The sequence below is a fragment of the Phytopseudomonas punonensis genome, from assembly GCF_900142655.1.
Taxonomy (GTDB): Bacteria; Pseudomonadota; Gammaproteobacteria; order Pseudomonadales; family Pseudomonadaceae; genus Aquipseudomonas; species Aquipseudomonas punonensis.
Genome location: NZ_FRBQ01000002.1, coordinates 574,343 through 593,163, shown reverse-complemented (window position 1 = coordinate 593,163; position 18,821 = coordinate 574,343). Strand labels below are relative to the sequence as shown.

Sequence of the window (18,821 nt, the reverse complement as noted above, 5' to 3'; positions counted from 1 at the left end):
ATTTTAGCGCGCAGGTAATGTTGATGCGGGCGCCCTGCCCTCAGCCGACATCCTTGCGCGTGGTGCGCTCGTTGCTGACCCGCGCGCGACGGAAATTCCAGCCCAGAAACAGCCGCGAGGCCAGGTTGTCGCGGCTGTGGGGTTCACCGTAGTGCAGCAGCACGGTGGAGCGCAGCGCCTTGGGGTCACAGGGCTCGTTCGCGTGCAGCGAGCGGTAGCCCCAGAAGAAGTAGGCGTTGCCGGGCACGATCTTGATGGTGACCGGCTTCAGCCAGCCGCGCTTGACCGCGAAGGTGACCAGCTTCTGGGTCAGGGTGTTCTGCATCACGGCCTTTTCCAGAATGTTGAAATACAGGTTGGTGCGGATGTTGCGCAGGTTGGGGAAGAAGATGAAGTCGCCGCAGTAGCGCCCCTCGCTCGGCGTGACCAGCGGGATCAGTGCAGTCAGCGCTGCGGCGTCGTAGTGAAAGTAGTAGGACTCGCGCTTGCCGGTCAGCCCCTGCAGGCAACGCAGGGCGGGAAAGATATCCGGCGAGCGCGGTGGCTGGCCGACGCCGCCCTGGTACAGCTGGCGGAACAGATCCTTGACCTGGGGCGAGATGCTCATCTGCTCGAAGATGCTGCCCTTCACCGCAGCCTGCCCCTGTAGCGCGAAATACTCGTGCTCGTGACGTTCCACTTCGTGATTGACGTGGTCACGGGCAGCTTGCAGTTGCTCGTCGGTGAGAAACCCTTCGATAACGGCGTAGCCTTGGCGCTGCATGTCGTCGAGCAGGCGTGGCACCAGCTGGAGGTCGGCTTTGGCAAAGTCGGGCATCGGGCGGCGTCCTTAGAGCCTGTTCAAAGTCTCGCGAGCTAGAGCAATGCAAGGCCTAGGCGGCCCCACGAAAACAGGCTAGGACGCGGAGTTTACGAGCTGTAAATGAGCAGTCCGACTGGGCTGGCAATCCAGCCTGTTTTTAACGCCGCAGTGCCGACGCGCAGCAGACTTTGAACAGGTTCTTAGCTGATGGTGGCAGTCAGGCTACTGGCAGGCTCATGCAGAACCTTTCTTCTCGGAGTTACCTGCAGTTGATGCAGGTTCTCGCTTTGTAGCCTTTTGAATGCTGCACACCCGCTTTGGCACGCGTTTCTGACGAATGGGTACTGGCCAGAAGATGGCCAGGGCACGTCGATCAGGGCTGTTTCGCCGACCACTGGGTGCGGATATCGCCCCGTTCCAGATCACTCGCAGTATTGCCGAAGGCGTCTTCAGCCTTTAGGTCGGCGCCCTTGCCCGCCAGCGCATCGAGCATGTCCTTGCGCTTGAACAACGCCGCGTACATGGCTGCCGTCTGGCCATTGCCGTTGCGCTGGTCCGGGCTGCAATCGGCGTCGAGCAGGCGCCTGGCGATACGCACCTCGCCCTTGAAGATCGCGCCCATCAGCGCGGTGTTGCCGCGCTGATCCTGAGCACAGGCGTCCGCGCCAGCGCTCAGCAGGCGCTCCACTGCGTCGCGATGGCCGTGGTAGGCCGCCAGGATCAACGCGGTGTAGCCCTTCTCGTCTGCGATATTGAGGTCATAGCCGGCGGCAATGAACTCATCGAGCATCGCCACATTACCCTCGCGGGCGGCCTGGAAGTAGTAATCGCGCAACTGCGCCTGGACACGCTCGGCATCCTGCGCAGGCGTGGCGGCCAGCAATGGTGTCGCGGCGCTCAGCGCCAGGACGAAACAGAAAGTACGCAACATGGGGGCCTCCCGAACGGCCTTGCGCCGCGTCTGGTGGTGACGTGCGGCTCGCCCGGAGCCGCACGCCATGCAGAGTCAGGCTCAGTCCTGCAGCTTGGCTGCCAGCGCCTTGACCCGCGCCAGGTCGCCACCGGCCACCTTCGTCAGGCCTTCGCCGTACTGCGCATCGGCCTTGTAGAAGAACGACAGCATGATGTGCTTGCTCTCGTCTTCGGCCTCGGCCAGGGCGCCGCCCAGGCTGGCGATCAGATCGCCCTGCATCTTCTTGTCGTAGGAGCGGTACAGCTCGCCGGCCTGCTTGAAGTTCTGCTCGCGCTGGATCTTCTTCTGCTCGGTGCTGCCGCTCAGCGGCAGGTTGCTGTAGCGCGCATGTTCGCTGGCCGGGCGCGGGTTGATGCGGCTGGGCTCGTAGTTCACCTCGGTGGTGGTATGGCCGATGTTCGCCGCGCCATCCTGGTTGCCGTTGTTGACCGGCACCTTGGCCCTGTTGATCGGCAGGAAGGCGTGGTTGGCGCCCAGGCGATACATCTGCGTGTCGGCGTACGAGAACAGCCGGCCCTGCAGCAGGCGATCCTCGGAGGGCTCGATTCCCGGCACCAGGTTGGACGGCGCCATGGCCACCTGCTCGGTTTCCTGGAACACGTTGTCCGGGTTCTTGTTCAGGACCATCTGGCCGATCTTCTTGTACGGCACGTCCGGCCAGATCTTGGTGGCGTCCAGCGGATCGAAGTCGTACTTGGCCAGGTCAGCCGGGTCGAGCACCTGGATGTACAGATCCCACTTCGGGTAGTCGCCGGCGTTGATCGTGGTGATCAGATCGCGGCTCATGTGGTTGAAGTCCTTGCCCTGGATCTGCTCGGTCTGCTTGGGGTCGTTGTTCTTGATGCCCTGCAGGCTGCGCCACTGGAACTTGACGTAGCGGTACTCGTTCTTGTCGTTGACCAGCTTGTAGGCGTGCACGCTGTTGCCGTTCATCTGCCGGTAATTGGCCGGCGTGCCCTCGTTGGAATACAGCAGGGTCAGGGTGCGGGTGGCTTCCGGTACGTGGCTGAAGAAGTCGAACTGGGTGCGGTTGCTGCCGTAGTTGGTGTTCGGGTCGGGCTTGAAGGCGTGCACCATGTCCGGGAACTTGATGGCATCGCGGATAAAGAAGGTCGGGAAGTTGTTGCCGACCAGGTCCCAGTTGCCTTCGCTGGTGTAGAACTTGGTGGCGAAACCGCGCGGGTCGCGCAGGGTTTCCGGCGAATGGTTGCCATGCACCACACTGGAGAAGCGCACGAACACCGGGGTGGTGGTGCCCTTGGTGAAGACCTTGGCGCGGGTCAGGTCGGAGATGTCCGCCGTGGCGGTGAACTCGCCATGGGCACCGGTGCCACGGGCATGCACCACGCGCTCGGGGATGCGCTCGCGGTCGAAGCGCTGCAGCTTCTGGATCAGTTGCACGTCCTGCAGCAGGGTCGGGCCGGTTTCGCCTGCGGTCTGCGAATTCTGGTTATCGCCCACCGGCGCGCCGTTGTCGCGGGTCAACGGCGCGGCCTGGGCCGACAGACTGAATAGCGAAGCGGACAAGGCCGCAGTCATCAAACCAAGGGCGGGCGCCCATGCGGTCGTGGGTTTCATCGGTGAATCCTCGTCGTTTTTATGAGTACTCGCGCGTCATGCGCTCGCACCAAACTACGAGAGGCCCTACCGCCTGGCTAAATTGGAAAAAGCCAAAGCCTTGATAGACATTGCTTATTACCTCATAGAGCGCGAGCGTGGTAAGCGAAGCGGGGATTGGGTCGCCGCTCGCTAACCTGTCACCAGCGCTCAGACGCGGAAATGGCTGACCATCAGCTGAAGCTGATTGCCCAGCCGCGCCAACTCGACGCTGGAGGCAGCGGTTTCTTCGCTTGCCTCGGCGGTCTGCTCGGAAATATCACGCACGTTGACCACGCTACGGCTGATCTCTTCAGCCACCGCGCCCTGTTGCTCGGCAGCGGCAGCGATCTGCTGGTTCATAGCCTGAATGTTCGACACCTTGCTGCTGATCGCGCCCAGTGCGTCGCCGGCGCGACGGGTCAGCGCCACGCTGCTGTCAGTCAGCTCGCGACTGCCCTGCATGATCGTCGCCACCTGCTGGGTGCCCTGCTGCAGGCCGGCGATCAGCCCTTCGATTTCCTCGGTGGACTTCTGTGTACGCTGGGCCAGGCCGCGCACCTCGTCCGCCACCACGGCGAAACCACGCCCGGCTTCGCCAGCACGCGCCGCCTCGATGGCGGCGTTGAGTGCCAGCAGGTTGGTCTGCTCGGCCACGGCCTTGATCACATCCATCACCCCGCCGATCTTCTTGCTCTCGCTCTGCAGCTCGCCCATGGCCTCGCTGGAGCGGCTCACCTCGGCAGCCAGGCGTTCGATCTGGGCGATGGCCTCGGCGACCACGCGATCACCCTGACCGGCCTCGTGGTCGGCGTCCGATGCGGCTTGCGACGCTTCAGCTGCATTGCGCGCTACTTCCTGCACGGTGGCGGACATTTCCTGCATGGCGGTGGCCACTTGGTCGGTTTCCACCTTCTGACTATGCACCCCGGCGCTGGTCTGTTCGGTGACCGCAGATAACTGCTCGGCAGCGCTGGCGATCTGGGTAACACCGTCACGAATGCCACCAATCAGCTCACGCAGGGTGCTGCCCATACGCTGGATGCCTTGCTGAACCACACCCAGCTCGTCACGGCGGCTGACCTGCAGGGTGTGAGTGAGATCACCACTGGTGATTCGCTCCACCGCTTCGAGAGTTTCCTGTAGCGGCCGGGTAATCTGCCGGGTGATCAGCCAGGCGGCGAGAATGCCCACCAACAAGGCCAACAACGTGGCGCCGAGCATCATCTGGTTGGCAAACTCGGCGTCGCGGTCGCGCAGCGTAACCTGCATCGCCAGCAACGCATCACTGCCCTTGACGATCTCCTGCACCTGAGCGGTCATCGCATCGCGCAGCTGCAAGCGTTCGGCGATCACCGTACGATAAGTATCAAGCAAGTTGCGGTAGGCGGTCACTGTGGCCTCGAGTTGCTGAATCTGCTCGCGATAGTCGCTAGCAAACAGAGTTTTCAGGCCATCGAGCCCCTGATCGACCCGGTCGATCTGCTGGTTCAGCGCCTGTTCGGTGCGCTCATTCGCATCAGCGGTGTAGTTCACCACGCGGTAACGTAGGTTCTGCACATCATCCTTCGTCTGGGCGATGGCCTGATAACGTGCAAAGCCCGCTTCGTCACCAGCGACCGTGCGTGACACTTCGTCTCTAACGCGGTCGATCAACTCGCCGGCCCGATCCGCCAGATCGACCATTTCGGTACGGGTCTTGTTGGCGGTGTCATAAGCACCACGCGTTTTATCGAAGGCTTGCTGGTACTGCCCCATCAACTCCACCTGCTGCTTGATCAGGCGAACGTTCTCCGGATTCTGAAAGTTCGGCAACATTTCCTGCTGCCGCTGAACGAGCGTACGGATACGCTGCTGCACCTTCTCGGCATCAGCGGGAACGCCGTTGCTGAGCAGGTACTGCAGGCGCGCGATACGTAGATCGGTCAGGGTGTGAGCCAGGTCGTTGACATCCGTCATCCGCTCGCTGCGCTGCACCACGCTGCCCAGGCTAGTCCAACCGACGATAGCCAGGGCCATGGTCAACAAAAGCACGAGGCCGAACCCTAAGGCCAGTTTCATGGTGACACTGATGTTGCCAAACCACGTATTCATCGATTGCTCCAACTGCACATTCAAGTATCAAAACTGGGCGCTTTTCTTTTTGGCCAGCCGCACTCCCAGCGCGGTTCGGGACGACCTCCCAGTCGCCATCCTGAAATTTTGCGTGTTCGAGACACTGCGAAACGCGCAGCCCAAAACAGCAATATCAAAGTGATATCGAATTGACGTACGCCGCTTCGCTTGGTTCAGCGTATTTTTTCGAACAAGGTGGTTGGCTGCAGGCGCCAGGGGCGCAACTGGCCGAAGACCCGGCAGGAGCTGGGTGGCCACGAATCGCAGCTGAACGTTTTTCGACCCAATCCCCCACTCGGCGGTCTGAGCCAGAACAGGCCACCGTGTGGAGCGACGGATGAACGCGTTCGATTGGCAGCGCATGCTGCTCGGTGATTTCCCTTTGCTGTTTCTGGGTGAAGTAGCGTTTCGTGCGCTGTTCGCCTTCGTGGTGGTGTTCCTGTTTTTGAAGGTCAGCGGCCGGCGCGGGATTCGCCAGCTGTCGTTGTTCGAGCTGGTGGTGATTCTCACCCTCGGCTCAGCGGCGGGCGACGTGTCGTTCTACGACGACGTGCCGCTACTGCCGGTGGCCATGGTGTTCGTCACCCTGCTGGTGCTGTATCGCGCCACGGTGACGATGATGCGCCGCAGCGAGCGCATTTCCGACTGGATGGAAGGCAAGCCCGTGACCATCATCAAGGACGGGCTCTACGAGCTGAACAGCCTGGATCACCTGAACATCTCGTCGGACGAACTGTTCATGGAGCTGCGCCAGCAAGGCGTCGAGCACCTCGGCCAGGTACGCCTGGGCATTCTGGAAACCGACGGCGACATGAGCCTTTACTTCTTCGCACCAGATGACGTGAAGCCTGGCCTGTCCGTATTACCCGCCGAACATCGTAGCGAGGACCAGCAGGTACCGGCGGATAGTACCTACGCCTGCATCCGTTGCGGCCATACCCAATCGATAGACGCTGGCCGGCAGGCCACTTGTCCGCGCTGCAGCCAGCGCATCTGGTCGCCGGCGCTGAGCCACCAACGGCAGCGCTGATCAAGGCAGCAGCATCTAGGAAAAATCACCTAAACGGATTCGTACCGACGCGCCTCTACCTTTTTATAGCGCCGGGAATGAGGCGCTCCAAGAAGAAAGGCCCGCACCATGACTACATTCCTGATCGGCTCGACTGGGGTACTCCTGACTCTGTTCGTGATTGGCCTGTACTCCGGCGTCACCATCCTGCACGAGTTGGAGTAATACCAACGCTCTGGAGGCAGGCCTGCCTCCAGTTGCCGAAACTGAAAAAGCCCGACCATCCCTGGTCGGGCTTTTTCATGGACGCTCGGGCAAGTACCCCGCGTCTTACTGGCCGAGCGGCGCCTGTACCTTTGCTCAGGCCTGAAGGGCACAGTAAACATCGCACTCAGCTGTCCATCACTTTGTAATCCTCGGCCTTGAGCGGCTGCACTCGACCGGCCCGGGTGATGCCGTACAGCGCCACACCGACGATCAACAGCGCGCCGGCACGCAGCCAGGTTTGCGCGCCCTGCAGGCTCATCAGCAGCAGGCAGGAAGCGATGCCCAGCACCGGCACCCAGGTCGTCACGCGAAAGTGGTCCGCCGCCACCTTGTCCCGGCGCAGCACCAGTACCGCATAGGCCGGATTGACCCCGGCCTTGAACTCCACCACCCGGCTGAAATCCACCTCACCGCCGCGCAGGAACCACGCCGCAGCGACGATTACCAGCAGTAGGCCGGACAGCTCGATGGCCGTCATCACCAGGTTCGCCGACAGCGACTCCTTGATGCCGCGCGCATTGAACAGGCCAATCACCACTAGAAACGCTAGCGCGGCGATATGCGTGGGGATGTCCATGAGCGCCGACAGGTAGCCGCCCGCGAACGCCAGCGACAACCCCGCAGCGCTGGTCACCGCCGCCGCGAGCATGCAAAAACCCACCAGAAACGACACCAGCGGCGACTTATAGGCCCTGGCCGCGAACACCGCCGACTCGCCAGCATGGGGATACTTGGTCACCAGTTCGGCGTACGAGCCCGCGGTTAGCAGCGCAAAACCGAGGGCGACCAGCAGAGCGACCCACACCGCCCCGCCCACCTCACCGGCAATAACGCCGGTCAGCGCGTAAACACCTGCGCCGAGCACGCCGCCCCAGAATGAACAACGTCAACATCAACCCCGTCACGACACGTTTCAATGTCGGGGCCGGCGAGGTATTAGGTGTGGGCATCGTCTACGTCCTGTTGAGTTGCGCAGCTGTGACCAAAACGTCACTGCACGTTTTGCAGGCACATGGATGACAACAACGCAGAGCCACTCGCCTGCCTGCTTCTTTGTGGGAGCGCGCCATGCGCGCGAAAATGGATGATGGTGTGAAAGGTCTTCTTGCCTGGTATCAGGTAATTCGAGTGGCCCGGGCAAAATCTTCAACTCAACTTCCACGGATGCTGCCGCCATTTTTCCTGAAAGAATTCGATAAACACCCGAATCCGTGGGCTCAGGTGTTTGCGGTCTGAATACAGCAGATAGACAGGCTCAACGACCCCGGTAGTGAACGCCTCAAGCAGCGGCGTCAGAGTGCCCGCCTTGATGTCCAGGCCGATATGAAAATCCGCCAGCTTGACGATGCCAGCCCCGGAAAGCGCCATGTCGCGCAGCAAATCACCCTGGGTGAACGACGCCCTGGCAGTGATGGGCACCGAGACCCCCTCGCCGTCCTGCAAGAACGACCACTTGTTCCAGGGGCTTACAAAGCTGAAATTAAAGCAGCGATGCTGCAGCAGGTCCGCCGGTACCGCGGGGGTGCCATGCTCAGCCAGGTACTGTGGCGATGCACAGATCAGCCACTGCGTCTCGCCGATACGCTTGGCGATGCGCGACGAGCTGGGCAACACGCCGCTGTGGATGGCGATGTCGAGCCCTTGTTCGAAGTGATCGACGAATTGCGCGCCCAGTTGTATTTCCACATCTAGCGCCGGATACAGGTCCATAAACTCGGGCAACCAGGGCACGATCTGGTGTTTGGCGAACGAGGTCATGGTGTGCAGCCGCAGCGTGCCGCTGACCCTGGACGGTAACGCCTCGGCCAGCGAGTCGGCCTCGTTCATCGCATCCACCACGGCCTTGGCACTGCGCAGGTAGGCCGCGCCTTCTTCGGTCAGGGTGAGCACCCGGGAGCCGCGCTGGAACAAGCGCACCTGCAGTCGATTTTCCAGCCGGGTAATCAGCTTGCTCACGGCAGATGGCGTCATCTTGTGCACCCGGGCAGCGGCCGAGAAACTGCCACATTCCGTGGACCAGATAAACGCGAGTAATTGTGAGTAATTGTCCATGCATCGTCCTGCGTAATGGTCGCGACGCGGTGCCGAAGTGGGCGCTAAAAAAACGCGCCGGAGCGCGTTCTTTTCAGGCCATCCGGTTTACCGGATGAACTGCTCGATGTAGTCATCCGGCAGGCCCAGGGCCTTGTAGTGGGCACGAGCGGTTTCAAGCTTGGTGAACACGTCCTCATAGCCTACCGCGACACCCTGGGGGTCGACGTAAGTGTAGCCACCTTGCACATGGAACCAGGTGATCATTTCTTCGACGTCTTCGGGCACGAACAGCGTGTGGGTTTCGCCCGGTGGCTCGTAGGCGAACGAGCCCTCTTCTGCGACCCAGTCGTGCTCCAGGTAATACCAGCGGCCTTTGAGCACGATGGCGTGGACACCGCCGGTATGCCGATGACGCGACAGCACACCGGCCTGGCGCACGCGCAGCAGATTGATGTAGTAGCCGCCGGTGGTGCTGAGCAGCAGGGGCTTGAACGACACGGATTTGGTCACCGGCACCCACAGGTTGTCACCTTCCAGCCAGGTGGTCATTACACCGGGGTGAACCATGTCGGGGGTCATGTAAGGGACTTGCGGCAATTGGTAGGGAATCGCCAGTTCATCAGGCTTAACAGGAGTGTTCACGTTGAGTCCTCTTCAGTTGGTTTTCTCGCAATCGCTGCACGGCTTCTGCATGGCGCTTACGGCTGATTCAGAGGTTATGGCAGCGATCTGGCCGTGAAAATAGCGCCAAGGGCACACCACCTATGACGCCAGAGCACAGAAGGAACAATGCACCGACACACACTTCAACTCACAGGATCAGCTAGAACCCAGGAGTGCGTTCTACAGGCGAGCTAAAGCGTTGGGGCTCTACAGAGCCCCAGCTGACAGCCGCGTTACTTGATGACGATAGGATTGACCGGTGCGCCGGTCCCGCCGACCACTTTCAGGGGCGCTGCGGTGTAGAGGAAGGTCCACTGATTATCAGCGGCGCAGTCCTCGGCCAGCGGGTCGAGCAGTGCGATCTCGGTGAGCGTGATGCCCAGGTTGCGCATCAGCGCATTGTGCAGCGGCAAGGCCACGCCCGAGACCGGGTCCACGGTCACTTCGTTGGCGATGGTATCGGTCACGATGTTGGGGATTTCCATCTCCTGGAACCACTGGACCAGTTCAGGGCTGTAGGTCAACCCTGGCTCTATGAAGTCTTTGTAAAACTCCTCGGACTCGCGGTAGTAGAAGGAACCGATCCAGCCGGTGCGGATAATCAGGATATCGCGCTTGTTGATGGTCACGCCCTGGGCTTTGGCGGCGCTCATCAGGTCCAGGTGGTTGAAGGTTTCGCCAGCGTCGAGCACGTCCTTGCCGCGATAACGCGCCATGTCGATAAGAATGCCGCGCCCCACCACGCCGCGCTCGCCAATCGGCGCGACGCTGGCCTTGGCCAGGGAGCCAATGGTGGTGTCGGCGTCATAGCCGTTCCAGATCTGATCGTCATACCAAACGTGGCCCAGGGCGTCGTACTGCGTCGAGCCTTGGAGGTGGAAAAACATCACGTCATCGGCGTATTCATAAGAGCCGGGAAAGTGCGGGCCTTTGCCGCAGTTGTAGTGGCCACGGTCCATGATGTTCATGCGTCGGGCCTGGGAGCGACCCGGCCAGACCGGGTCGCCTTTGGGGTCACCGATACGCACCTGCAGGGTGAAGGTTTTGCCTTGCTTAACCTCGGCAATGCCCTGCAGCACCTCAACACCTGTCAGGTAATTGAGTGCGCCCACCTCATCATCGGGGCCCCATTTGCCCCAGTTCTTCGGCGAGTCTTTGAGTAGGTCGTGGACATGGGGAACGGTTTTCTCGGTCATTTTATTGATCTCACTCTTGTAGTTATTTGCAGCACCCAGGCTGGCGGTTAATGCCGCATCAGACTGCGGCAGGCTTGGTACTCTTGAGCCCGGCACCGAGCTGGTCGGCGGCCGCCAAGCCACGGACCAGACGCTCGTAGGTCAATGCCGGTTGCATGTTCTTGGCATAGGCGGCCGACAAGGTTGCGCCGACCAAGGTGTCGAGTTCGGCGGCGCTCAGCGGCTGGGTCTGGCCCAGCTCGGCGAGGGTGACGGGCAGCTTCACGGCCTGCAGCAGGTGCGCGACCCGTCTGATTTCCGCGAGCGGCCGCTCCTCGACAGCCATTTGCACCAGGGTGCCGAACGCAACCAGCTCGCCATGCAGCATCGCAGCCATGGTCGGGATCGAGGTCAGGCCACGAACCAGCGCGTGGGACAGCGACAGGCCGCCACTTTCAAAGCCCACCCCGCTGATCAGCACCGTGCCTTCCACCACCCGCTCGACATCGTCATTGACCTCGTTACGGCACACCGCCTGGTAGGCGGCAACGCCGTATTGCATCAGGGTCTCGAAGACCATGTCGGTCAGCATCAGCGCGGTATGCAGGGCCGGCGTGCCGAAGGAGTTGTTGCCATCCGCCGCGTGGCACTGGTGGGCCTCGAACTTCTTGCTGATGGCATCGCCAATCCCGGCGGCGAAGAAACGCGCCGGCGCCTGGGCGATCACCTGGGTGTCGACGATGACCGCCGAAGGGTTCATCTTCAGGTACTCCACCCCTACAACCTTGTGGCTCTCGTCATACAGCACAATCAGCCGGCTGGTGGGCGCATCGCTTGAGGCGATGGTGGGGCAGACGATGATCGGCACCCCAAGGCTGACCGACAGGCCCTTGGCGGTATCGATGGTCTTGCCGCCGCCCAGCGCCACGACGGTGTCTGCCGCCAGTGGCTGCGCCTGCTCGGACAACTGCGCAATCGCCGACCGCGTGCATTCACCGGGGAACACAATGGGCGTGGCCTCGACGCCGTGCGCTTGCAGCGCACGGGCGACATCAGGCCACAAATGCTCGGCCACGAACTCATCACACAGCACCACCGGCCGCGACCGGCCCATGTCCGCCAGCACCCTGCCCAACTCTTGCAATGCTCCGGGACCCTGATCGTAGCGGCCCGGAAATCCCATTGTCTTAACCATGACTCACACCCTCTGCAAATTGCCTAACCGGTTCACGGCTACGCCTTGACCACTCAGCGCATTAACCAGCCGCCCGCCACATCGACGACCTGACCGGTAATAAATTCGCTTTCGCTCGACGTCAGAAAGCAGGTCGCACGGGCCACTTCCAGCGGGGTGCCGAGCCGACGCAGTGGCGTGTTATCGACCACCGCCTGATTCGCTTCTGCCGATACCGTCTTGAGCAGCGGCGTCTCGATCCGTCCCGGCGCCAGGGCGTTGGCGGTAATGCCAAACGGCCCCAGCTCGCCGGCCAGGTGGCGGGTAAAGCCGATAATGGCTGCCTTGGTCGCGCTGTAATGGGCCGCCACCAGCGGCAGGAACGCACTGCCGGCCACCGATGACATATTGACGATACGCCCGAAGCGCCGCTCCACCATGGACGGTGTCAGGATGCGCACCAGATTGAACGAACCGTTGAGGTTGATCGCGACAACACGTTGCCACTCGTCCGGCGTCATCTGCCAGATCGGCGCCGGGGCGCCGTTGTGCTTGGGCGAGATGCCGGCGTTATTGATCAGGGTGTCGATAGGCCCCAGCGCCTGGCTCAGCCGCTCGCAGGCCTGGGCACAACCGGCGTAATCGGCTACATCGGCATGCGCCCAGCTCACCTTGAAGCCGGCATCGCGCAACTGCGCGGCCTGCTCCTCGACCTTGGCGGCATCGGCGTCCACCAAAGCCACAGCCGCGCCTTCCCGACAATACTGCTCAGCGATAGCGGCGCCGATACCGCCACCAGCACCGGTGACCAGCACGACACGTCCGGAATGTCTGGAATCTGTCATGTCATAAACTCATCTATTGGTATTTTGTGTAATACGCCGCAGCGACTCGTCTCAGACGCTGGGATTGGTATAGAAGGCGATGATCGCAGGCAGCACCTGTTCTGGCGCCTCCAGGGTCGGGCTGTGCCCTATATTGCTCAGACGCATGAGCTTGGCATTGGGCAGTTCGCGCTTCATCTCATCGGACCAGGCTGGTGGCCGTGGCATGTCTTCCTCGCCGTTGATGATCAGCACTGGAATCCTGATTGACGGCAGCAAGGGCACTGATGTTTCGCGGTGCATCACGCCTTTCATGGCGGGGCGCAAGGTTTTGGGCAGCGCGGCGATACGCTCACGCCAGTAGGCCATCAGCGCCTGTTTATCGGGGTTGTTGCGCGTGGTCTTGCCGAACATCACCTCCATGGTCATGTCGAGAATCTCACCGGTGAATCCCTGTTCGCCGGCATCCACCACCCACTGTGCAAAGCGTGCGCCCTGCTCCGGCGGCTCGCCACAGGCCGACGACCCCGCCACCACCAGCGAGCGAAACAACGCCTGCCGCCGGGCGATCAGCCGGAAGGCCACATCACCGCCCATGGACTGGGCCATAACGTTGATGTCTTTAAGCTGCATGGCTTCGATCAGCGCCAGCATGTCGTCGGCGCAGTCATCCATGGTGATGATGTCGACATCGTGCAGGGCACTTTTGCCCTGGCCCCTGAAATCGGGGCGCACTACCCGAAACTTGCCAGCCGCAGCCTGTACCAGCCCGTCGAACATCGTGCCGTCGAGAAAGCACGAATGCAGACACAGCACCACCGGCAACTCTGCCTCACCGGTGTCCGCAACCCACAATGTAGTGCCGTTAACCTGAATATTCTTACCCTTTGTAGCGGCTAATTGCTGCATGTTGAATCTCCTGATGTTATTGATCCCAGAGGGACTTCTTATAGATTTCAGGTGTTGCCTAAGGCCTTAGTTGTCCATGTTGCAGGACGCTTTGGAGACCAGGGCCCGGTCATGCTTGAGGAACCAGCCGGTGGTTTCCCGCGTGAAGAACGCGGTGATCAACGCGGCTGTCACCATCAGCCCGGAGATGAAATACAGCGCGTAGTTGTAGCCTGCCGCCTGGTCGAAACCGCCACCGGCACCGATAAACAAGCCGATCACCAGCGGGCCGAAGCCACCGGCGTAAATGCCCACGTTGACGATCGAACCGGCGATACCCGAAGAGCCAGGTTTGGCCGAGTCAAAGGCAATCGCATACAGCAGCGTGTAGGGCGCGTTCATGGCAAAGCCGGCGAACAACTGGATGCAGATCAGCCAGGTCAGGCTGACCGAGGAGAACTTGAACAGGTAGATGCCGACGGCCAGCCAGGCGAATACCAGGATCAGGCATAACTTGCGGCCCACCCGGTCCGAGATCCAACCCCAGGCGATTTGGCCAATACCACCGGTAATGGTAAACAGCACCGAATACGCCGCGGCCTCGGCAAAGTTGTAGCGGGCGACAAACGCCAGGTACTGCGGCAACCAGAAGCTGATGCCGAAATAACCGACGATGGCCAGCATCGACACCAGGGCAATGTTGCTGATGTTCGGGTTGCGGATGGCGGAGCGGAACGCGCCCTCGGGGGCCACCACCGTGCCTTGCGCCGCGCTCAGCGCCGGCAGGGTTTCGCCCGTCTCACGCACATGGTTGACGAAGGCGTCATAACGCTTCTTGGTGCAGAACCACCAGTAGATCGAGAAGATGATGATCATCGGCACCGGGAACAGCAGAAACGCCAGGCGCCAGTTCTCCGGGCCGTAAGCGTTAAGCAGCGCACTGATCGCCAGGCCGCCAATCAGCGTGCCCCACGGATACCCGGTGTGGTGCAGGCCCAGGGCAAAACCACGGCGCTCTTTGGACCACCACTCGGACACCGAGGTGACCTCGATGGCCTCCCCGGCACCGCCAAATGCGTGGGAAATAATCTGCAAGGCCACCAGCATGCCCAGCGAAGCGGTGAGGATGTTCAGGCCCGTCAGGAAGGTGAACAGCGTGTAGGCAATAACGATGGGCAGGTGACGATACTTGCGCATCCAGCCCTGCCCGCCCTTGTCCGCCCAGATCATGCACGGCACGGCGATCAGGGACGTGGCGACCGTGATAATGGCGGCTAAAAAACCCGTCAACTCAGGACTGGTCTTGAACTCGCTGGTAATCGAAGGCAACACCATAAAGAACATCTGGCGAGAGTTTGCATCCATTGCATACACCAGCCATAGCAAAATCATCGCCCCCCAGGAGGCAGTACCTGCCCCCTTGGGAACACGTTTTATTGACGCAATGACGCCGGCTTTTTCTTGCGCGAGTCCCATAGGGAAATCTCCGGATAATTTTATTTTTATTGTTCCGCATGATCGTGAGTGGCGAGCATCGGAGTACTGGCGGCAACGGAACAATGGAGAGCGTTCCATACCGATAGGGGGAGACTACGACTGGTAGAGATTCATCCGATATAGCCAGGAAATCACACCAGCTTTGAATTTTCGTCACAGGTCAGTGGCATGGATGGCGGCAGGCCTGCCTCATCAACCAGGCATCAGTTAGCGGTCTTCAAAAGGTTTAAGCCATCACTCCGGCTCGCAGGCACTCGCCGATAATGTGGCTTTAAGTAAGCCGCCCTGGAGATGACTGCAACAGCAGTTGCCAACTACAAGCAGTTAGTAGAAATGGCTTGAACAGGCCGCAGGAAGGCTCTGCTGGGCCACAAGAACGGCAGCATCACCAGTCACTACTCGGCCGCCGAGTTGGGCAAACTGATCGATGAAGCCAACAGGATTTCGGCTACCGACTCGCGCGGGCCGGCCCTGACAATTTTGAGGAGGATGGCTGGATGAAAAAAGTCCCGCAAAAGTCCCTACGCTTCTACGTGTGAAGCGCCCATAAAAAAATCCAGTCACCGCTAAGTGACTGGATTTTCTAGGGTATTTTGGTCGGGACGGAGTGATTCGAACACTCGACCCCTTGCACCCCATGCAAGTGCGCTACCGGGCTGCGCTACGCCCCGACGGGTGTTGCTAGTGCCTTTGACGTTAGCCGAAAGCGGGAGGAACTATAAACTAAGCATCTGAATTACGGAAGGTTTTTTCTTCAGAAAATCATTTGCGCAGGACGTGGAGTACATCCTCCAGCTCGGCGATCATCTGCTTGATGAGTTGCTTGTACTGGGTGGTGTCGTCCTTGGCTTCTTCGCCGGTGAGGCGCAGGCGTGCGCCACCGATGGTGAAGCCCTGGTCGTACAGCAAGGCGCGGATCTGGCGGATCATCAGCACATCCTGGCGCTGGTAATACCGACGGTTGCCGCGACGCTTTACCGGGTTGAGCTGTGGAAACTCCTGCTCCCAGTAACGAAGCACGTGCGGTTTGACCGCACAGAGTTCACTGACCTCGCCGATGGTGAAGTACCGCTTGCCGGGTATGACAGGCAGTTCGTCGTTATGACTTGGTTCCAGCATAAGCTTCAACTCTGGCTTTAAGCTTCTGGCCGGGGCGGAAGGTCACGACACGGCGGGCCGTGATCGGGATTTCCTCCCCTGTTTTTGGATTACGACCGGGGCGCTGACGCTTATCGCGCAGATCGAAGTTACCGAAGCCTGAGAGCTTCACCTGCTCATTGAGTTCCAGTGCCTGGCGGATTTCTTCGAAGAAGAGCTCCACCAGTTCTTTGGCTTCTCGCTTGTTCAGGCCCAGCTCATCGTACAGACGTTCGGCCATCTCAGCTTTCGTCAATGCCCCCATACGCTAGTTCCTTAACGTGGCGTTGAACCTTTGTTCCAGGGAGGTGAGGATGTTTTGCGTGGCTGTACTCACCTCATCGTCATTTAGAGTGCGCGATGGATGCTGCCAGGTCAAGCCGACCGCCAGGCTTTTTCTAAGCGGATCAATGCCTTTACCCTGATAAACGTCAAACAACCTGAGGTCGGTCAGCCACTCACCAGCTTGCTCGCGAATGTCGGCCAAGAGGTTCTGGGCCGGCACGTCACGGTCGACCAGCAATGCCAGGTCACGACGCACTTCCGGGAAGCGCGACAGCTCCTTGAATGCCGGCATGCGGCCCACGGTAATTTCGCTCAGCAGCAGTTCGAACAGGAACAGCGGCTGATCAATACCAAGGGTCTTGGCCAGCTCCGGGTGGATGGCACCCACGTAGCCGGCCAGGCGCCCTTCCCGCTCGATGCGCGCGGTCTGGCCCGGATGCAGAGCGCTGTGCTCGCCCGGTACGAAACTGAAGCTGCCGATATCGCCGGCAGCGGCCAGCAGCGCTTCGACATCCGCTTTGGCATCGAAGAAGTCCACGCCGTCACGGCCATGGGCCCAGCTTTCCGGCAGGCGGCTACCCGTGATTACGCCGGCGAGCATTGGCTCTTGCTTGAGCTCATCCAGTTGACCGACGAAACGCAGGCCGCTTTCGAACAGGCGCACGCGCGGCTGTTGACGGTTGAGGTTGTGCTCTACGGCCTTGACCAGGCCCGGCCACAGCGAGGCGCGCATGGCGGCCATGTCAGCAGAGATCGGGTTAGCCAGGGTCAGCGGCTGCACGCCTGGGCTGAACAGCTCGAACAACTTGGGATCGATGAAGCTGTAGGTGATCGCTTCCTGATAACCGCGGGCCACCAGCAGACGGCGCAGCACCGGCAGGTCGGCCATGGCCTCGGCTTTGGTCTGCGGCGCCAGGCGCGCTTGCGGGTAACGCACGGGCAGGCGGTTGTAGCCGTACAGGCGCGCCAGCTCTTCGATCAGGTCGACTTCCAGAGTGATGTCGAAGCGGTGGCTCGGCACCTTGACCTGCCACTGCCCTGCTCCACCTTCTACGCCCAGGCCCAGGCCGCTCAGCAGTTTGACGATCACCTCATCTTCGAGCTTGAGGCCGAGCATCTGCTCGACGCGCTCTGCACGCAGGCTGATCAGCGCAACGTTCGGCAACTGCGCCTCGTCCACCGCCTCGATGATCGGGCCGGCTTCGCCGCCAACTGTCTCCAGCAGCAGCGCGGTGGCGCGCTCCATGGCTTCTCGGGCCAGCTGCGAGTCAACGCCACGCTCGAAGCGGTGTGAGGAGTCGGTGTGCAGGCCGTAGGAACGGGCCTTGCCAGCCAGGGCGATCGTGTCGAAGAAGGCGCTTTCCAGGAACAGGTCGCGGGTGGTGTCACTGACGCCACTGTGCTCGCCGCCCATCACGCCGGCGATGGCCAGGGCGCGTTGGTGGTCGGCGATCACCAGGGTGTCAGCACGCAGGGTCACTTCCTGGCCGTCGAGCAGCACCAGCTTCTCGCCCTCTTCGGCCATGCGTACACGGATGCCGCCCTGGATCACGTTGAGGTCGAAGGCGTGCATCGGCTGGCCGAGTTCGAGCATCACGTAGTTGGTGATGTCGACGGCGGCATCGATGCTGCGTACGTCGGCGCGGCGCAGGCGCTCGACCATCCAGCGCGGGGTCGGTTTGGACAGGTCGACGTTGCGCACCACGCGGCCCAGATAACGCGGACAGGCTTGCGGGGCCAGCACCTCGACCGGGCGTACTTCGTCGTGAGCCGGCGCGACTGTAGCGACTTGCGGGCGAGTGACCGGCGCGTCGTACAAGGCGCCGACTTCACGGGCCAGACCGGCCAGCGACAGGCAGTCACCGCGGTTGGGCGTTAGGTCGACTTCGATGCTGACGTCGTTGAGTTGAAAGTACTCGCGAATGTCCTGGCCAACCGGCGCATCGGCCGGCAGCTCCAGCAGGCCGTCGTTGTCTTCGCTGATCTGCAGCTCGGAGGCAGAGCAAAGCATGCCGTTGGACTCGACGCCGCGCAGTTTGGCCTTCTTGATCTTGAAGTCGCCGGGCAGTTCGGCGCCGATGGTGGCGAACGGGATCTTCAGGCCGGGGCGCACGTTTGGCGCGCCGCACACTACCTGGAAGGTTTCGCTGCCGTTGCTGACCTGGCACACGCGCAGTTTGTCGGCATCGGGGTGCCGTTCGGCGCTCAGCACCTCACCGACGATCACGCCGCTGAAAGCACCGGCCACCGGGCTGACGCTGTCGACTTCCAGGCCGGCCATGGACAGGCGCGCGACCAGTTCGTCACGGGTCGCCTGAGGGCTTACCCAGCTGCGCAGCCACTGTTCACTGAATTTCATACTGTCTGTTCTCCTGATCGAAT

Annotated in this window: 15 protein-coding genes, 1 tRNA gene and 2 pseudogenes; 2 read left to right on the top strand and 16 right to left on the bottom strand. The window is 61.2% G+C overall.

The window, feature by feature from the left end; genetic code table 11:
- Positions 1 to 40 precede the first annotated feature (40 nt).
- From BUC40_RS09475 to BUC40_RS09460, 4 genes are all read right to left on the bottom strand, one after another.
- Positions 41 to 817: a hypothetical protein gene (locus BUC40_RS09475; RefSeq protein ID WP_073264969.1), complete on the bottom strand. Its 777-nt coding sequence runs from the start codon at positions 815 to 817 to the stop codon at positions 41 to 43.
- 358 nt (positions 818 to 1,175) lie between these two features.
- Entirely contained in the window at positions 1,176 to 1,733 is a 558-nt protein-coding gene (locus BUC40_RS09470; RefSeq protein WP_208605759.1) for an ankyrin repeat domain-containing protein, read from the bottom strand.
- An 81-nt stretch (positions 1,734 to 1,814) separates the two neighbouring features.
- Positions 1,815 to 3,314, bottom strand: a complete 1,500-nt coding sequence (locus tag BUC40_RS09465) for a catalase (protein ID WP_425272925.1) — start codon at positions 3,312 to 3,314, stop codon at positions 1,815 to 1,817.
- 228 nt (positions 3,315 to 3,542) lie between these two features.
- Positions 3,543 to 5,465 carry a HAMP domain-containing methyl-accepting chemotaxis protein gene (locus BUC40_RS09460; RefSeq protein ID WP_073264966.1) on the bottom strand — a complete coding sequence of 641 codons (1,923 nt, stop codon included), beginning with the start codon at positions 5,463 to 5,465 and terminating at the stop codon, positions 3,543 to 3,545.
- Between the two features lie 358 nt (positions 5,466 to 5,823).
- Here BUC40_RS09460 and BUC40_RS09455 point away from each other — a divergent pair, with 358 nt between their 5' ends.
- Positions 5,824 to 6,516 (top strand): YetF domain-containing protein, encoded by a 693-nt coding sequence (locus BUC40_RS09455; protein ID WP_073264964.1) that lies wholly within the window; start codon positions 5,824 to 5,826, stop codon positions 6,514 to 6,516.
- A 592-nt stretch (positions 6,517 to 7,108) separates the two neighbouring features.
- On the opposite strand, the pseudogene BUC40_RS23300 reads toward BUC40_RS09455, so the two are convergent.
- From BUC40_RS23300 to BUC40_RS09415, 8 genes and pseudogenes are all read right to left on the bottom strand, one after another.
- A pseudogene (locus BUC40_RS23300) lies at positions 7,109 to 7,712 on the bottom strand (APC family permease); the annotation flags it as partial.
- Positions 7,713 to 7,908: 196 nt separating this feature from the next.
- Positions 7,909 to 8,814: a LysR family transcriptional regulator gene (locus BUC40_RS09445; RefSeq protein WP_073264962.1), complete on the bottom strand. Its 906-nt coding sequence runs from the start codon at positions 8,812 to 8,814 to the stop codon at positions 7,909 to 7,911.
- Between the two features lie 87 nt (positions 8,815 to 8,901).
- Positions 8,902 to 9,438 carry a 2,4'-dihydroxyacetophenone dioxygenase family protein gene (locus BUC40_RS09440; protein WP_073264960.1) on the bottom strand — a complete coding sequence of 179 codons (537 nt, stop codon included), beginning with the start codon at positions 9,436 to 9,438 and terminating at the stop codon, positions 8,902 to 8,904.
- 254 nt (positions 9,439 to 9,692) lie between these two features.
- Complete coding sequence (locus tag BUC40_RS09435; RefSeq protein ID WP_073264958.1) at positions 9,693 to 10,655, bottom strand: cyclase family protein; 963 nt, start codon at positions 10,653 to 10,655, stop codon at positions 9,693 to 9,695.
- A gap of 58 nt (positions 10,656 to 10,713) precedes the next feature.
- Entirely contained in the window at positions 10,714 to 11,829 is a 1,116-nt protein-coding gene (locus BUC40_RS09430) for a glycerol dehydrogenase (RefSeq protein WP_073264956.1), read from the bottom strand.
- A 53-nt stretch (positions 11,830 to 11,882) separates the two neighbouring features.
- Positions 11,883 to 12,653, bottom strand: a complete 771-nt coding sequence (locus tag BUC40_RS09425; RefSeq protein ID WP_073264954.1) for an SDR family oxidoreductase — start codon at positions 12,651 to 12,653, stop codon at positions 11,883 to 11,885.
- Between the two features lie 51 nt (positions 12,654 to 12,704).
- The gene (locus BUC40_RS09420; RefSeq protein ID WP_073264952.1) at positions 12,705 to 13,541 is read right to left on the bottom strand and encodes an alpha/beta fold hydrolase; all 837 of its coding nucleotides are present in this window, start codon (positions 13,539 to 13,541) and stop codon (positions 12,705 to 12,707) included.
- 66 nt (positions 13,542 to 13,607) lie between these two features.
- Positions 13,608 to 14,912 (bottom strand): MFS transporter, encoded by a 1,305-nt coding sequence (locus BUC40_RS09415; protein WP_279627130.1) that lies wholly within the window; start codon positions 14,910 to 14,912, stop codon positions 13,608 to 13,610.
- 456 nt (positions 14,913 to 15,368) lie between these two features.
- Here BUC40_RS09415 and BUC40_RS09410 point away from each other — a divergent pair.
- Positions 15,369 to 15,518, top strand: a pseudogene (locus tag BUC40_RS09410) (tyrosine-type recombinase/integrase); the annotation flags it as partial.
- A 93-nt stretch (positions 15,519 to 15,611) separates the two neighbouring features.
- Here BUC40_RS09410 and BUC40_RS09405 read toward each other — a convergent pair.
- The 4 genes from BUC40_RS09405 to pheT all read right to left on the bottom strand — a co-directional run bounded on the left by BUC40_RS09405 (position 15,612) and on the right by pheT (position 18,798).
- Positions 15,612 to 15,688, bottom strand: a tRNA-Pro gene (locus BUC40_RS09405).
- A gap of 91 nt (positions 15,689 to 15,779) precedes the next feature.
- The gene (locus BUC40_RS09400; RefSeq protein ID WP_013791840.1) at positions 15,780 to 16,136 is read right to left on the bottom strand and encodes a MerR family transcriptional regulator; all 357 of its coding nucleotides are present in this window, start codon (positions 16,134 to 16,136) and stop codon (positions 15,780 to 15,782) included.
- Entirely contained in the window at positions 16,117 to 16,419 is a 303-nt protein-coding gene (gene ihfA, locus BUC40_RS09395) for an integration host factor subunit alpha (protein ID WP_013791841.1), read from the bottom strand. The genes BUC40_RS09400 and ihfA overlap by 20 nt, the downstream gene beginning before the upstream one ends.
- Positions 16,420 to 16,422: 3 nt before the next feature.
- A complete protein-coding gene (pheT, locus tag BUC40_RS09390; protein WP_073264947.1) occupies positions 16,423 to 18,798 on the bottom strand; it encodes a phenylalanine--tRNA ligase subunit beta in 2,376 nt (791 codons plus the stop codon).
- Between the last annotated feature and the right edge of the window lie 23 nt (positions 18,799 to 18,821).

Excerpts from the sequence above, each read along its gene's own strand:
- BUC40_RS09400 (WP_013791840.1), bottom strand. The coding sequence starts at position 16,136 with ATGCTGGAACCAAGTCATAACGACGAACTGCCTGTCATACCCGGCAAG.
- BUC40_RS09430 (WP_073264956.1), bottom strand. The coding sequence starts at position 11,829 with ATGGTTAAGACAATGGGATTTCCGGGCCGCTACGATCAGGGTCCCGGA.
- BUC40_RS09445 (WP_073264962.1), bottom strand. The coding sequence starts at position 8,814 with ATGGACAATTACTCACAATTACTCGCGTTTATCTGGTCCACGGAATGT.
- BUC40_RS09465 (WP_425272925.1), bottom strand. The coding sequence starts at position 3,314 with ATGACTGCGGCCTTGTCCGCTTCGCTATTCAGTCTGTCGGCCCAGGCC.
- BUC40_RS09460 (WP_073264966.1), bottom strand. The coding sequence starts at position 5,465 with ATGAATACGTGGTTTGGCAACATCAGTGTCACCATGAAACTGGCCTTA.
- pheT (WP_073264947.1), bottom strand. The coding sequence starts at position 18,798 with ATGAAATTCAGTGAACAGTGGCTGCGCAGCTGGGTAAGCCCTCAGGCG.
- BUC40_RS09455 (WP_073264964.1), top strand. The coding sequence starts at position 5,824 with ATGAACGCGTTCGATTGGCAGCGCATGCTGCTCGGTGATTTCCCTTTG.
- BUC40_RS09415 (WP_279627130.1), bottom strand. The coding sequence starts at position 14,912 with ATGATTTTGCTATGGCTGGTGTATGCAATGGATGCAAACTCTCGCCAG.
- BUC40_RS09470 (WP_208605759.1), bottom strand. The coding sequence starts at position 1,733 with ATGTTGCGTACTTTCTGTTTCGTCCTGGCGCTGAGCGCCGCGACACCA.
- ihfA (WP_013791841.1), bottom strand. The coding sequence starts at position 16,419 with ATGGGGGCATTGACGAAAGCTGAGATGGCCGAACGTCTGTACGATGAG.
- BUC40_RS09425 (WP_073264954.1), bottom strand. The coding sequence starts at position 12,653 with ATGACAGATTCCAGACATTCCGGACGTGTCGTGCTGGTCACCGGTGCT.
- BUC40_RS09420 (WP_073264952.1), bottom strand. The coding sequence starts at position 13,541 with ATGCAGCAATTAGCCGCTACAAAGGGTAAGAATATTCAGGTTAACGGC.
- BUC40_RS09435 (WP_073264958.1), bottom strand. The coding sequence starts at position 10,655 with ATGACCGAGAAAACCGTTCCCCATGTCCACGACCTACTCAAAGACTCG.
- BUC40_RS09475 (WP_073264969.1), bottom strand. The coding sequence starts at position 817 with ATGCCCGACTTTGCCAAAGCCGACCTCCAGCTGGTGCCACGCCTGCTC.